At 44.4% G+C, this 13,855-nt stretch carries 14 protein-coding genes; 2 read left to right on the top strand and 12 right to left on the bottom strand.

Going from position 1 to position 13,855, the window contains the following annotated elements; all coding sequences use genetic code 11:
• Positions 1 to 88: 88 nt before the first annotated feature.
• From MHI27_RS05495 to MHI27_RS05540, 10 genes are all read right to left on the bottom strand, one after another.
• Positions 89 to 1,498: a nucleoside recognition domain-containing protein gene (locus MHI27_RS05495; RefSeq protein WP_042185383.1), complete on the bottom strand. Its 1,410-nt coding sequence runs from the start codon at positions 1,496 to 1,498 to the stop codon at positions 89 to 91.
• The gene (locus MHI27_RS05500) at positions 1,476 to 2,207 is read right to left on the bottom strand and encodes a FeoB small GTPase domain-containing protein (RefSeq protein ID WP_405175775.1); all 732 of its coding nucleotides are present in this window, start codon (positions 2,205 to 2,207) and stop codon (positions 1,476 to 1,478) included. The genes MHI27_RS05495 and MHI27_RS05500 overlap by 23 nt, the downstream gene beginning before the upstream one ends.
• On the bottom strand, positions 2,204 to 2,458 hold the full coding sequence (locus MHI27_RS05505; RefSeq protein ID WP_076283983.1) for a FeoA family protein: 255 nt from the start codon (positions 2,456 to 2,458) through the stop codon (positions 2,204 to 2,206). Before MHI27_RS05505 ends, MHI27_RS05500 begins: the two co-directional genes overlap by 4 nt.
• 274 nt (positions 2,459 to 2,732) lie before the next feature.
• Complete coding sequence (locus MHI27_RS05510) at positions 2,733 to 3,191, bottom strand: SRPBCC domain-containing protein (protein WP_060621665.1); 459 nt, start codon at positions 3,189 to 3,191, stop codon at positions 2,733 to 2,735.
• A gap of 101 nt (positions 3,192 to 3,292) precedes the next feature.
• Positions 3,293 to 4,249, bottom strand: coding sequence for a helix-turn-helix transcriptional regulator (locus tag MHI27_RS05515; protein WP_405175776.1), 957 nt, complete (start codon positions 4,247 to 4,249; stop codon positions 3,293 to 3,295).
• A gap of 87 nt (positions 4,250 to 4,336) precedes the next feature.
• A complete protein-coding gene (locus MHI27_RS05520) occupies positions 4,337 to 6,280 on the bottom strand; it encodes an FtsX-like permease family protein (RefSeq protein ID WP_405175777.1) in 1,944 nt (647 codons plus the stop codon).
• Positions 6,255 to 7,025 (bottom strand): ABC transporter ATP-binding protein, encoded by a 771-nt coding sequence (locus MHI27_RS05525; protein WP_042185395.1) that lies wholly within the window; start codon positions 7,023 to 7,025, stop codon positions 6,255 to 6,257. Before MHI27_RS05525 ends, MHI27_RS05520 begins: the two co-directional genes overlap by 26 nt.
• Before the next feature lie 221 nt (positions 7,026 to 7,246).
• On the bottom strand, positions 7,247 to 8,251 hold the full coding sequence (locus tag MHI27_RS05530; RefSeq protein WP_405175778.1) for a sensor histidine kinase: 1,005 nt from the start codon (positions 8,249 to 8,251) through the stop codon (positions 7,247 to 7,249).
• Positions 8,248 to 8,946, bottom strand: a complete 699-nt coding sequence (locus tag MHI27_RS05535) for a response regulator transcription factor (protein WP_076283987.1) — start codon at positions 8,944 to 8,946, stop codon at positions 8,248 to 8,250. Before MHI27_RS05535 ends, MHI27_RS05530 begins: the two co-directional genes overlap by 4 nt.
• Before the next feature lie 379 nt (positions 8,947 to 9,325).
• The gene (locus MHI27_RS05540) at positions 9,326 to 10,483 is read right to left on the bottom strand and encodes a phosphodiester glycosidase family protein (protein WP_405175779.1); all 1,158 of its coding nucleotides are present in this window, start codon (positions 10,481 to 10,483) and stop codon (positions 9,326 to 9,328) included.
• 175 nt (positions 10,484 to 10,658) lie between these two features.
• Here MHI27_RS05540 and MHI27_RS05545 point away from each other — a divergent pair, with 175 nt between their 5' ends.
• Positions 10,659 to 11,237, top strand: coding sequence for a histidine phosphatase family protein (locus MHI27_RS05545; RefSeq protein ID WP_042185403.1), 579 nt, complete (start codon positions 10,659 to 10,661; stop codon positions 11,235 to 11,237).
• Between the two features lie 76 nt (positions 11,238 to 11,313).
• On the top strand, positions 11,314 to 12,132 hold the full coding sequence (locus MHI27_RS05550) for a GGDEF domain-containing protein (RefSeq protein ID WP_081951045.1): 819 nt from the start codon (positions 11,314 to 11,316) through the stop codon (positions 12,130 to 12,132).
• An 82-nt stretch (positions 12,133 to 12,214) separates the two neighbouring features.
• On the opposite strand, the gene MHI27_RS05555 is transcribed toward MHI27_RS05550, so the two are convergent.
• Positions 12,215 to 13,135, bottom strand: a complete 921-nt coding sequence (locus MHI27_RS05555; RefSeq protein ID WP_143759616.1) for an IS3 family transposase — start codon at positions 13,133 to 13,135, stop codon at positions 12,215 to 12,217.
• Entirely contained in the window at positions 13,093 to 13,770 is a 678-nt protein-coding gene (locus MHI27_RS05560; RefSeq protein WP_405174805.1) for a helix-turn-helix domain-containing protein, read from the bottom strand. The genes MHI27_RS05555 and MHI27_RS05560 overlap by 43 nt, the downstream gene beginning before the upstream one ends.
• Positions 13,771 to 13,855 lie beyond the last annotated feature (85 nt).

Raw genomic sequence — 13,855 nt, forward strand, 5'->3', positions numbered from 1 at the left:
GTAAGGTGAGACAAAGTAAATTTAGCTAATGTAAGTTGAAATCAGTTAAAGTTCGCTGCTGTAAGATGAATTCATGCTACAAGCTTCGTCACACCCAGCCAAACAACCGAGCAAGCTGAGCGACAGCAAAGGTTACTCCAATGGCGATACCGAGTGGGATGACTGCTGAGAGAACAGCCCACTTCATGCTTTTCGTCTCCTTATAGATGTTCACGAGTGTAGTGCCGCAAGGATAGTGGAGCAGGGAGAACAACATCATATTAAGTGCGGTCAGCCAAGTCCAGCCATGTGATAAAAAGACATCTTTGATGCTGCCCAAGCTGTCGATATCGACCATAGCTCCTGAGGACATATAGCCCATAAGCAGAATGGGCAGTACGATTTCATTCGCAGGAAGTCCAAGAATAAAGGCCATGATGATAAAGCCATCCATGCCGAGCATGTGTGCAAAAGGATCGAAGAATGCGGCCATATGATTCAGGACAGAATCTCCACCAACAAACAGGTTGCCAAGAATCCAAGTGATAATACCGGCAGGGGCAGCAACGACGATGGCACGAGTAAGTACGTTAAGGGACTTATCTTTAGAGGAAATAAGTATGGTCTTCCAAATTTGTGGACGACGATAGGGCGGGAGCTCTAGTGTGTAATGTGTTGGAACACCGCGTAGCGCAGTTTTGGACATGACCCAGGAAACCGTCAGGGTAACGATGATGCCGATCAGTACCATACCCATAAGTACGGAGGCGGTGGTGAGGGTACGGAGTGCGCCTGTCGTAGCCGCTCCTGCCATGAATAAGGAAGACAATAGAATCAATGTCGGCCAGCGGCCGTTACATGGAACGAAATTGTTGGTCAAAATCGCGAGCATCCGTTCACGCGGCGATTCGATGATTCGTGTGGAGAGGATCGCGGCGGCATTACAGCCGAAACCCATAGACATGGTCAAAGCTTGCTTGCCGTGACCACCTGATTTTTTGAACAACCGATCCATGTTAAAAGCAACTCTCGGCAGATATCCGAAATTCTCAAGCAGCGCAAACACTGGGAAAAATATCATCATTGGCGGCAACATGACGCTGATGACCCAAGAGGTTCCTCGATATAATCCAAGAACAAGTACACCGTGTAGCCAAGCGGGGGCATGGATCGCCTCAAATCCGGCAGTCAGATAACCTTCGATGAAGCCGAAGAAGGAAGCAAGCCAGCTTGAAGGATAGTTGGCGCCGGCAATCGTAATCCAGAATACGATACCGAGGATGGCGAGCATAATGGGGAATCCCCATATTTTTGAAGTTACGATATTATCTAGCTTATAAGTGCTGTTCAGCTTCTTCTTATCCCTATAGGTGACTGCATCCCCGCAGATGCCTGCGGATACGCCATAGATACCACTGACAATCTCATCCCGTATCGCTCCGCCGTCAGCGAGCTTTTTCGCTGTGGACAGCAAGGAATCTAGAGGATCTAATCCCTTAGTGATATGCGGTGACTCCATGACCGATGACCTCCTTTACTTCAGGTAATTCTTTATTCTTCATATTCTCTTTAAGTGAGGTAAGAAGGCTGTCATCACCATCTAACAGGCGCAATGCAATCCAGCGGGCCGGGTATTTGCTGCCAATGGTTTGTTCTACCAGCGGTGTAAGCTCTGCAATTCCTCGTTCAATCTCCTCGTTGTACGTAATACGCAGTGGCTGTGCAGTGAATGCGCCTGTAGCCACTCGCTCCACCTGATCCAATAACGCCTTAATACCGATTTTATTGCGAGCTGATATCGCTACAACAGGCACGCCGAGACGATTGGAAATACGTTTCAGATTGATGTCGATACCGAGTTTACGGGCTTCATCGATGAGGTTGATGCAGACTACAGCCCGCCCGGTAATCTCCAGCACTTGCAAGGCAAGGTTGAGATTTCGTTCTAGTGAGGTAGCGTCAAGAACAACTAGTGTCACATCTGGCTGTTCAAAAATAATATAATCTCTAGCCGCTTCTTCATCAGCAGAATTCGAGTACAGCGAATACGTACCAGGAAGATCTACTGCGAGGTACGTATGGTCCTTATGCTTAAACTCGCCTTCAGCAGTAATGACGGTTTTACCTGCCCAGTTTCCTGTATGCTGGCGCATGCCGGTCAGCAGATTGAAAAGCGTGCTTTTGCCAGTGTTAGGATTGCCTGCAAAAGCGACTGTGAAATGACTCATGCTTCTACACCTCCGATGACTTCTCCAAATATTAAAGAGCTTTCTTCTCTACGTAATGCAATGGTCGTGTTGCTTACCCGAAAAGCTATAGGATCTCCTAAGGGACTACGCCGTAACACCTCAACGGCATTACCGACTACAAACCCGAGATCCAGTAATCTTCTTCTAAGCACACCCTGAACTTCAATGCCGCTGATACGCAGTGTGCTTCCTTTAGCCGCATCTGATAAAGGAATACTAGCTCCAGACATTAGATCCCCTTCTTTCATTTATTATTATTTGTATTTTTATGGTTATTATTTTGTGCACTGGAATTTTTCTTGTGGTCTGACACAATATTAGTATATGTGAACAACTTTGTCCCTGCAACAAGAATGTTTCCCTAAGGCAAAATTAATTTAGGCGCAAAAAAGCCCCTAACAGAAAGAAGGCTTGCGCTCTCCAGCTGAGGGGCTAAGGTTGAGTCTACTTATAGGCTTGTCTTTAATTGGAATAGTCTAATCCAAGTTTTTATTAGTCGTGAAGTTACGTCCAGCTTCCAAAATCAAGCGTGCGTCCAGTCTCTACTAAAGTCTTGGTATTACTTAGAACCTGCCACCAAGCGCTGATGCTGCCTGCATACGAAGGATCTTCAGGATGCCATTCATCATGGATAAGCGTGAGCTTAGTAGTTCCGCCCACCGGTTCAAGCAGCCAAGAAATACGCGACTCATATCTTTCATGTCCTTTATGATAGGAGGGGCCGACCTTATGCGTGAAACGCAGTGCTTTTTGTGGGGTGAACTCCAGCAGAGTCCCATAGACATGCAGCGTTTCATCTCCATCTGCACCGGGTCCGATGTATTCCAGTAATTCTCCTTCTTTGAAGGTCGAACGAATAACGCTGCCGTAATAAATCTGCTTCGTACCTTCCGGAGAGATTAAGGTTTCCCATACCTGCTCAGGTGTTCCGTCAATATAAAATTCATAATGTAGTTCCTTCATTCGTTATTCCTCCTTGATTTATAGGTTCATTTATTCCATCAGACTCATTTACACTATACAAAAGGATCACTGACAACTACGGTCAGTGATCCTAAAGTAATTTATGTCTTATAATGAGCTGCTAAATTAATGGCTATGTCCGCTAGTCTTTCTTTCAGGGAAGAAGGCTCCATGATGCGTAATGTGGTTCCATAAGGCAACAAGAAGTAGGGTACATAAGTCAGTAAAGAAGTTTCGTCCACTTGAAAGCGGGCTTGTCCTTCCATGCGCTGTACCAGCGTATGTCCGAACAACCAATGACTGCATAGATCATTCAAGACTCCCTCATCGGATGCGATGAGTACTGTAACTAGTTTCTCTTCAGTATTGCGTGCAGGCAGTAAGCTCTTTAACAAAAAATCACGTGCAGAGAAGTCAGCAGGACGAGCAAACACAGCTTCTGTACGATATAGTTCAATGATTCTATCCACCCTGAAACTACGAATTTCATGTCGCTCGTGGCAGTAAGCTACGGTGTACCATTGGCCCTTCCAGAGTACAAGTCCGTAAGGATCAATGGCACGGGATGATTTGGTTTCTCCATTACCCTTACGATATTCCATTTGCAGGGTGTATCCGTTCGCTGCCCCCAATTCCAATTCTTGAATCAGATGGCTAAGCGACGGGGAAGGAGAATGGATCGTCTCAATACCATTCTCATGGCGCTCCATTTGTTCTAATTGCTGGGCATTGCTGTATCTTTTTAGCTTGGATAGGGCTCGGTCCAGAGCTTCAACATAAGGATATCCGGTCCCCCTGGCAAAAGAAGAAGCTTGTAGAAGGGCACGCTGCTCTTCGGAGTCAAAGAATAATGGAGCCTCAATAAAATGTTCCGGTAAGCTGTAACCGCCACCAGGCCCGCTATCCGCAATAACGGGTACACCACTGATGCATAACGCATCGATGTATCTGTACACAGACCGAACACTGATCTCTAACGCTTCCGCTAGTTCTCCGGCGGTTCTTCCCCGCTGCTTGAGCATCCAAAGAATGGATAACATATGATCAGCCTTGGACATAAATCTTGAGCCTCCTTGCTAGGTTTATTGAATAATATAACAAGTGTAACGTGAGAGTCACTGTTCCGCAAACTGAAGAGAAGTCTTTTATACCATTATTTTTTTGAGACTATGAATGTAACGAGATCGAGCAATAATGAAATAGAGGGTCTGCACAGCAAGGAATGTACCGGATGTAATTAGCACGGGAAGAGTTACATCGGTGATATTCATTTGCTTCAGTATGGGACGAATCACGACAAGGGTCTGAATGGTGGCAATCACAATCGGAATATAAAAGAGCACAGAGATCTGTTTGGTAGCAGAAGCTGACATTTCTTTGGTGCTTAGACCGATTTTGGATAGAGCGGTGTACATTTGCTTATCTGTGTTCAGCTCGTTATGAAGCTTAAAAAACAGAAAGCTGGCCGATGAAAGTGAGAAGATCAAAGCGATAAAAATGCCAATAAAACTAAATATGGCTGTTCCCTGTTTGGTTGATAAATAGCTGTCTGCTCGTGCTGTTAGTAAGGCGTTGTTTTGATGGTTAGCACTGTTGGATGCTTTACTCCACTGGATGAGCTCTTTAGTGATGACAGCTTCAGGTGAGCTGGCATTAGGAGTAGGACCGTCCCATGCAGGGATTTTATATAGGTATCTCACATATGGCCTAGTGTATTTCCCTGCTGAAGAAAACTTCTCATAGAAGCCGTCATCTACGATTAAGAGTGAGCTTGCCATGGGGTCCATTGGATGTATCTTGGGAGTTCGCAGTTCTTTTAGCAGCAGCTCTTCATCTTTCTGATTTTTCAAAAGAACCGTTTGATTAGCAGCATAATTCTGTGTCTGGATATGAGGGCTCAGCAGTAATACAGCTTCTTTCTCAGATAAGGGTCCCACTTCGGGAACATTCATTTGAGGAGCCAATTGATTGAACTCTGACTGTGAAATGATATCAATGTTAAGTATGGCTTCTTTATCGATTCCTTGAATGGCAGCGGAGATTAGATCAACTTTATTCTCTGTATACTCGACTTTGGCATTCTGTAATTTATTATGGATGTGTCCTAAATCAGGTATCTCTCCCTTTGGATTATAATTTGAATAATTCATTGCGAAGGAGGTTTTTTTATAGTGCTCCGTGTTCGCTTGATTGATGGACAAAAGAAATCCTGAAGCCATACAAGCAATCGAGGTAACTACCGTAACAAGAAATAACATTCTTGCATTGTCTTTGATCTTGTAGCTCATCTCGGAAATCCACAGCAGATTGGTTCCACGCCAAAGCCGTTTTCTGCTTAGCTTAAGCAATCGTATTCCTAGTACGGACAGCTGAGAGTAGAAAAAATAGGTTCCCGCAATACCTGTAACAGCAGCGACTAGGAGTGAACTGGGAGACAATTGCTTCCGTATAGCGAGAGCGCCGATGGTCAACAGTAGAAATCCGAAAAGCGAGAACAAGAAGGAGACACGAGGCTCTTTTTTAGGCTTAACATTTCCCTTAAGCAGTTCAAGGACTTGATGCTTGCGAATGAACAATAATGTGAAGATCGAAATGACCAGAAATAATGAAATGAAAGAGATAGAAGTAATTATTAACGCCTTCATTGGCCAATAAAATGGCAGTGGCTCCATGCCCATAATTGTCGTGCTTAGCAGCAAGAACAGCTTGGATAAAAGCATGCCAAAAGACGTACCTGTTACTATAGAGAGCATCCCGATCAGCATATTTTCTATAAGAATCAGCTTGTTGATCTGGCCGGGGCGTGCGCCTAAAATCATCAGTATGCCGAACTCCAGATTACGCATTTTCAGAAACGCACTAATCGAGTATAGAACGAAAAAGAACGCAAAGATAAACACGATATAAGAAGCAATTTGCATGCCGGAGGCTGAATTCGCACCCAGCGCGATGTTCGTAATACTAGGGTGGTAAATAAAGACTGAATAAGAGAAAAAGATCATGACCATAAAAGCACTGCTTAAGAAAAAGGCAAAATAAGCCCGTGAATTACGCCGCACATTGTTAAACGCGAATTGAGGAAAGTTCATGACTATTCCCTCCCCAGAATGAAAGTGTATCGATAATCTTTTGGAAGAAGGCCTGACGGTTATCTCCCCGGTGAATTTCTGCCGCCAGTTTGCCATCTTTTATAAAGACGATTCGATTACAGTAGCTCGCTGCCAGTGGATCATGCGTTACAAGCATTAGCGTCGTGCCCTCTATGTGGTTAATATTCTCCAGCGATTCCATTACCGTCCGTGAAGAGTTGGAGTCAAGCGCACCTGTAGGCTCATCGGCCAATATAATCGAAGGCGAAGTAATAATCGCACGGGCAATCGCTGTTCGCTGCCGTTGTCCCCCTGAAATTTCATAGGTGCGTTTACTAAGAATATCGGTAATGTTTAAGCGTTCTGCGACGCTTTGAAGCAAGATCTCCATCTGCGAGAGTCTACGGTTATCCAGAGTTAGGGGCAGCACAATATTCTCAGCAACGGTTAATGTCTCAAGCAGGTTAAAGTCCTGAAACACAAAGCCTAGTTGTTTGCGGCGAAAATGGGCGAGCTCTTTTTTATTCAAAAGATATGGGTTGCTGCCATTGATATTCACCTCGCCAGAGGAGGGCTTGTCGATCGTGGAAACCATGTTAAGCAGTGTTGTCTTGCCGCTACCGGAGGGGCCCATGATGCCTACAAATTCACCTTTTTCAATATTAAGATGGATATCGGTGAGGGCTTGGGTCGCTATTTTGCCGGGGTATACCTTATGAAGTCCTTTGACCTCTAATACATTCATATCATACATTCCTTCCGTTACAAAAGTGATTTTATCCGTCACGAAGCAGGGACGGGTTATGTATATAATTTATAAGATCGAGTGATAAGCTGCTATGGATTTACCTTAACGTTATCTTACAACGTGGTTAAGGTTATGTTCGTATCCTAACAAGAGTGGGGTATTTGCAAAAAAAAAAGGGACTACATAGCCATAAGTATGACTAGAAGTACCCTCTGGGCTTATTTCTGTAGATGATCACTGTTGCTGAATATAAGTCGCACGCGGGTTCCTTCTCCGAGCCGGGACTGAATAACCACTTTATGTTCGAGCCTGCTGCAAATCTCCCGAACGAGGTACAGTCCCATACCTGTCGATTCATGATAATGTCGTCCACGATCACCCGTAAAGTAGGGATTAAAAACCCGCTTCAAATCCTCAGAAGAAATACCGATGCCTTGGTCGATAATATCCAGAATCGTGTCGGTGCCTGCACGCTGAGCTGAGAGGGTAACGGTTTTAGCGGTGCCGGAGGTGGAGGTATAATTCACGGCATTGGTCAAGATTTGGGTCAGCATAAACATCAACCATTTGGCATCACTATATACAGCGAGATTGGCATCCACCTGTACATCTACTTTTATGCCTCGGCGTATGAAGAGTCTGCGATTCTCGGCTACCGCTTCACTAACTGTTTTGCGTAGAAGTAACGGTTCAACTTGAAAATCATCTTCAAATCGGTCAAGCCTTGCCGTATAAATAACCATCTCCAGCCCACCGCGTAGACGTTCTAATTCCTCTTGAATACTTGTAGCGGCTTCCTCTTCAAGATCCTTTAGCGTGAGCTGAATTACAGAGAGTGGAGTTTTCATCTGATGAACCCAGCGGTTCATGAATACGATATGCTGATCCATTTGGCGGACATGCCCATTTACCTGCTCCTGATACTGGCGGTCAATAAGCTGTAATAACTCATGGATCGCTTCGGCAAGTGGAGTGTCCCCTAAGGATACGAGATGCTTTTGGAGCGTGTCCATAGGATCACTTAATGCTGCATACAATCTCCGGTGCTGAACATATCGGTAGCCTAAAAATAGTAAAAGAACTACGGTGCTCAGAGCGATTCCATAGAGCATGATAGAGATCGGTCTGTTCTCTCCAGACAGCCAATATAGCAAAGGAATAAGTAGCATTTGAAACAGATAGAAAAGGATTAGCGAAATCTGGTCTCTCCAAAATAGCTTCATGGCATATCCTTAGTGACAATAAGCCGATAGCCAGCGCCTCTTACGGTTTCCACAATATCGCCAAGACCGAGATCCTTGAGCTTTTTGCGGACACGGGTTATGTACACATTTAAAGTATTGTCGTCTATAAAATGCTGATCCTTCCACATGAGATCTAGCAGACGCTCCCGGTTAACAACTCGTCCTTCTTTTAGCAATAAGGCTTCCAGTAGAACCGCTTCTTTCTGTGTCAGCTCGCTAGTATGTCCGCCATATTGAATCACATACCGCTCAGGATAAAGAATTAGTTCTCCGGCTTGGAGCGTCCGTTCCTCTTGAATTTGTGAGTAAGAGCCGTAAGCTCTGCGTAAATGGCTGCGGATTTTGGCAAGTACGACTTCATAATGAAAAGGCTTGGTGATGTAATCATCCCCGCCATTTTCTAGCGCCATCACCTGATCCATTCCACTATCCCGAGCGGATATGAAAAGAATAGGGCAGAGTGAGGTAGTGCGAATCTGGCGACACCAATAAAACCCATCGTATTTAGGCAGGTTGACGTCCAGCAGAACAAGGTCAGGATGGGTGTCATTAAAAATCTCCAGTACCCTGTTGAAATCCTCTACTATCACCGTACGAAATTCATATTTAGATAGATACGTGCTTAGAAGGCTTGCGAGCTTAGCATCGTCCTCTATGATTAGAATAGTCTCCATAGTTGTGCTCCTTTGATCAAATATAAGAATGCAGTGGTTCACACGGTTATACAGTAACACGCACTAGGAAAATTATGCAAAAAGGATGTCTAGCTGCCGAAAAATAATATGAGGAATAGTTGCGCTTTGTACAATAGATTCTATCAAAAAGACATTGGAATTTGATTCTATTGCACATTCTGCAACCAATTGGTTACCAAAACGTCTTATTATTACAAATGGGTCGAATTCTAATGTACAAAGTACAACAGCATCCTATTTTCCTATAAAAAAGAATGCATCTATTGCACAAACTGCAATAGATGCATCAAAAAAAGTATTCTTAGAAGTAGAAGCCGAACCTAGCACAACGCTCGTTCGTGCCGCTGGCTAGATCATTCTATTGATATTTAACCACAATTGCGTTGCTAATCTGACGCCCAGGGGTCGTGAGATATTTGCCATTGTAGTATAATCCGCTCGATGCGCCGCCATCCAGATTCATGGCTTGATACGCTCCAGCCTGCTTCATCATTTCTGCCAGCTGTGGGATAGTAGCTCCACCAGTAGTTAGCAGAATTAGCTTGTGGTCGCGAGTGAGGCCGAGTGCGCTGCGGGCTCCGCCGCCTGTTAAGATTTTGGCATCTTTGAAGCCTTCTGCTGCAACATTAAGAGATACCTTACCATTCACAAGCAGACGTGGTCCGGCTTGGAGCGCCCCTTCCATAGATCCGGAAGCGAAATGGTTCGTAAACTCTAGTCCGGGAATAAGCGAGGCCAGGTGATTGCTGTCATAGGTGAAAATCGTACGGCGATCTCCAGAGCTGTTTTTGAGCATTTTTCCACCACTGACCATGTAACCGTAAGGAGCTTTGTAGGCCCCTTTAGTATAGGCATCAAAGAACGTACCATTAATAGCCACTACGGCATTATTGCGCTTGGCTAGACTGCTCAGGTCCTCAACTTTTCCCACCGTATTTCCTGCTAGTACAACGTCGAGCTTCACTTTAGGATGCAGTAGGGATACCGTAACCGTTTGGGCTTTGAAGGATCTTCCGCCCACCTTGAAAGTTTTACTAGCACTGACAACGGGGGAGGAATCTGCTTTGATAAGTGCGCCAGTCAGTACAGGTACCGTTGATGAAATTCCGTTATTAGTAAGGGTTACAGAAGAGGCTTCCTGATTCCACTCTAATTGAAAGCCCAGCGTTTTGCTGATAAAGGACAAAGGGATATATACCGTACCGTTATCACTAAAAGCGGAATCGGTTAGTGTAACTGGCTTGTCGTTGACTAGCGCAGCTGCTTGTCCTACAGTAAGTGTAATCTTAGTGTCTGCGTTCGTAATGGTTATACGCTTGTCACTAGCATTCATTTCAGCATGTATACCAGTGAAATTATTTAAGAGACGCAGCGGGATGTACGAGTGATTATTCTTGGTCACATACACGGTGTTTTTTGGAACCGGAGCAGCATCAACAGTGGAGGAACAAACTGTATAAACCGGAACCAAACATAGTAGAAATGCGAGAAAGAACGGAAACAATAACTTTTTCATATTAACCAAAATCTCCTTATCCTGTAGCTGATGTAAAAAGCGGTAAGGTTTATTATACCTCAAGTTCTAAAACATGGATAACCTCATTTTTCAAATATCCATGGAAAGATTCTGATAGAATGTAGATACCATTACAAGAATAGTACTAGAACTCAACAACTAAAGGGAGATCTTTATGACTACAATAGGTTTAATTCGCCATGGAAGTACCGCGTGGAATAAAGAAGGCAGAGCGCAAGGGCATACGGATAATCCATTGGATGCTGAGGGTGTGCAGCAGGCGGTTCTTCTTGCTGAGCGGCTCAGCACTGAACAATGGGACTATTTATATTCGAGTGATCTGCTTAGAGCGAGACAAACAGCAGAGGTAATTGCAACAAGGCTTGGTATGGAGATCGCCGGTTTAGTACCAGGGATCCGTGAGATGAACGCAGGGCAGATTGAAGGTACTACGGAACAAGATCGCGTTGAACGATGGGGAAGTGAGTGGAAGAAGCTAGATTTGGGACTGGAAAGTCCGGAGGCCAGTGAGATCAGAGGCAGTCAGGCCATCGAAGATATCGCGGAGAAACATCCGGGCAGTCGTATATTGGTCGTTAGCCATGGTGCGATTTTACGGAGTAGCCTTAGAAGACTTTTTCCAGAACTGAATGTAACTGTTTTGCTGAGTAATACATCTATTACCCGGATTATTAAATCCGATTCGACATGGAATTGCGAACTATACAATTGTGCACGGCATTTGAAGATATAATTAGTGTTCAGATAATGTTCAGAGCATTTTAATATAGTAATTGCTCAGATAGTTAATCATTTTTGTAGTCAGAAGGATGTGCGAATTTAAGGTGGCAGAGGTCCAGATTTACTTACAAACGTTATTCTCCATTCTCATCGCAGCAGCGGCCGGTTATTTAGTGCTAAGACTTTACCGGGATATTTCATCTAAAACGCCTCAAAAAAGAGCGATTCATACCGGTCTTTCCGTGATCATTATCGTCGCCTCCCTATGGATCATGCACCAGCTAGGTGTAGAAACCTTACTGGGAAATGAAGTGGACGATGATGGGGTTATTATACCGCTGGTGGTCTATAGTCTTACGATAGCCCTATGCATGTTTTTACTTACACGCATGAATCTAGTATTGGCTGAAAGAGAGCAATTGAAAGAACTGGCGTATAAGGATGCTTTAACGGGGTTATTGAATAAGAATGGAATGGATCATTTTTGGGATCGATGCAAAGTAAATGAGCAGCTTGCTGTTTTGTTTCTGGATCTGAATCGTTTCAAATCGATCAATGACAGCTTGGGGCATCATGTGGGGGACTTACTGCTGCAAGAAGTGGGTAAAAATCTAATTCAATTCTCCAGCAAAAGAAAACGTCATATTTTCCGCGTCGGCGGGGATGAATTTGTGATTGTCGCCAAAGGTAGCACTCAGAAGGAAGCGGAGCAGCTTGCTGTGCGGATTCTGGAGAAGACGACTAAGAGTTACCAGCTTGGCGAACATAACTTGTTCGTATCCATGAGTATAGGGATCAGCATAAGTCATGGTAAGGTGGATCATTTTAGGCTGCTAAATGAAGCAGATACAGCGATGTACGCTGCCAAACAGCTTGGTACGGGGCGTTACTCCGTTTATAAGAATTAGAATGAGTTGGTATAAAATACAAGCGGCAGCCATGGACTGAACTGCACCCCGTCAAGTAGACAGTACAAATAATCAAAATCGTTTAAACGGCCTTGGTCCTAAATTCCATCGGACTACGGCCGTTTAATTTTGCTTGTAACCGTTCGTAATTGTAAAAGTGAATGTAGGCCTCAATGTCCCTTTTAAGCTCTTCAAAGGTATGGTACTTGTGCAAATAATACTTCTCACATTTTAAGGTCCCCCAGAAGGATTCCATTGGACCGTTATCGATGCATCGCCCAACTCGGGACATACTCTGAACCATTTTGTTGCCATCCAGAAGCTTCTTAAAGCTCAGTGAAGTGTACTGATAGCCTCTATCGCTATGAAGCAATGGGCTGTTTTCTGGGGCTTCTTGTAAGGCGAGTTTCAACGTTTGGAATACAAGTGGATTGTTATTGGAACGCCCTAATACATAAGAGACGATGGATTTATCATGGAGATCGAGAATAGCGCTTAAATACGCTTTCTGGCCGTTGCCATACTTGAATTCCGTTACATCGGTGAGCCACTTTTCATTCGGCGTATCCGCATGGAAGTTGCGGTTTAGGACGTTCTCCGCGACCTGTTGTGGAGTAGCATTGGCATACTTTTTCCTCTTTCTCCGAATAACGGACTGAATTCCCATGACCTTCATTAGCCGCTTTACGCGCTTGTGGTTAATGGTTTTTTCGGTTTGTCTGCGCATATGCAGAGTTAATTGACGGTACCCAAAAGTGCGCTCCACTTTCTCATAGATGGTCATCATTACATGGATCAACTGCTCATTCTCCTGCTCACGAGGGCTGGGCTTGCGATTTAGCCATTTGTAATAGCTTGAGCGTGCAATTCCTGCAATTTCGCATAGCAGTTGAACGCTTGCTGACACGTCCTTTTGAAGTGCTTGAATGGCAAGGTAGATCGTTTCCTGCCGTGTTTGATTTAGCGTCGCCTTCTTTCTAGTTCCTCTAACTTTTTTAAAAATGCATTTTCCGTCCGAAGTCGCTCAATTTCGTACTCCATTTGCTTCATCTTGAGTTTCTGTTGGTCGGCCGCCGTTAACTCTTCTGGGGCTTTTTTTCTTCCTCGACCATCCTTTAATGCATCCTGGCCGCCACCTTCAAACTTCTTCACCCATTGGTATACTTGCTGATAGGAGACCTGAAACTGTCCAGCTGTCTTTTGGTAATCATATTGATTGCTCAGACAATACTGAACGATTTCGATCCGTTCTTGCCAAGCCGTAGTTCGCCCTTTTGTCATAGCTGTTCTTTCCCCTTTGTAGGCTGTTAAGCTGCTATGACCATTATACTTGTTAATCCAATTGAAGAGCTGCCTCGTACTAGCAATCTTGTATTTATCGATGATCTGATACTGAGACAAGTCCCCCTCAAGATAGTCCTTCACCGCCTGGATCTTCAGTTCAGCACTGTACCTTTGAAGATGTGTACGGCGCTCCAACCCTTTATATCCATGTGTCTTATATCGACGTTGCCATTTCATTAAAGTCGTCTTGTTAATCCCATATTTCGTCGCAGCTGCTAAAAAACCAATCTCCCCATTCGATACCTCTTCGAGGATGGTGAGTTTCTCCAAAGCGTTATATTTCCCTCTAGACATGAATAAGCTCCCCTCACAGTAGCAGGTTTTTTTATTTCGCCTGTCTACCGTATGGGGAGCATATCAGACCTCTACAATAGGTCCT

It is taken from the genome of Paenibacillus sp. FSL H8-0261 (genome assembly GCF_045040645.1).
Classification (GTDB): Bacteria; Bacillota; Bacilli; order Paenibacillales; family Paenibacillaceae; genus Paenibacillus_AQ.

Coding starts and splice junctions, on each gene's coding strand:
- MHI27_RS05510 (WP_060621665.1), bottom strand. CDS start 3,191: ATGAAGGAACTACATTATGAATTTTATATTGACGGAACACCTGAGCAG.
- MHI27_RS05520 (WP_405175777.1), bottom strand. CDS start 6,280: ATGAACTTTCCTCAATTCGCGTTTAACAATGTGCGGCGTAATTCACGG.
- MHI27_RS05560 (WP_405174805.1), bottom strand. CDS start 13,770: ATGTCTAGAGGGAAATATAACGCTTTGGAGAAACTCACCATCCTCGAA.
- MHI27_RS05505 (WP_076283983.1), bottom strand. CDS start 2,458: ATGTCTGGAGCTAGTATTCCTTTATCAGATGCGGCTAAAGGAAGCACA.
- MHI27_RS05535 (WP_076283987.1), bottom strand. CDS start 8,946: ATGGAGACTATTCTAATCATAGAGGACGATGCTAAGCTCGCAAGCCTT.
- MHI27_RS05495 (WP_042185383.1), bottom strand. CDS start 1,498: ATGGAGTCACCGCATATCACTAAGGGATTAGATCCTCTAGATTCCTTG.
- MHI27_RS05530 (WP_405175778.1), bottom strand. CDS start 8,251: ATGAAGCTATTTTGGAGAGACCAGATTTCGCTAATCCTTTTCTATCTG.
- MHI27_RS05550 (WP_081951045.1), top strand. CDS start 11,314: ATGTGCGAATTTAAGGTGGCAGAGGTCCAGATTTACTTACAAACGTTA.
- MHI27_RS05525 (WP_042185395.1), bottom strand. CDS start 7,025: ATGAATGTATTAGAGGTCAAAGGACTTCATAAGGTATACCCCGGCAAA.
- MHI27_RS05500 (WP_405175775.1), bottom strand. CDS start 2,207: ATGAGTCATTTCACAGTCGCTTTTGCAGGCAATCCTAACACTGGCAAA.
- MHI27_RS05515 (WP_405175776.1), bottom strand. CDS start 4,249: ATGTCCAAGGCTGATCATATGTTATCCATTCTTTGGATGCTCAAGCAG.
- MHI27_RS05540 (WP_405175779.1), bottom strand. CDS start 10,483: ATGAAAAAGTTATTGTTTCCGTTCTTTCTCGCATTTCTACTATGTTTG.
- MHI27_RS05545 (WP_042185403.1), top strand. CDS start 10,659: ATGACTACAATAGGTTTAATTCGCCATGGAAGTACCGCGTGGAATAAA.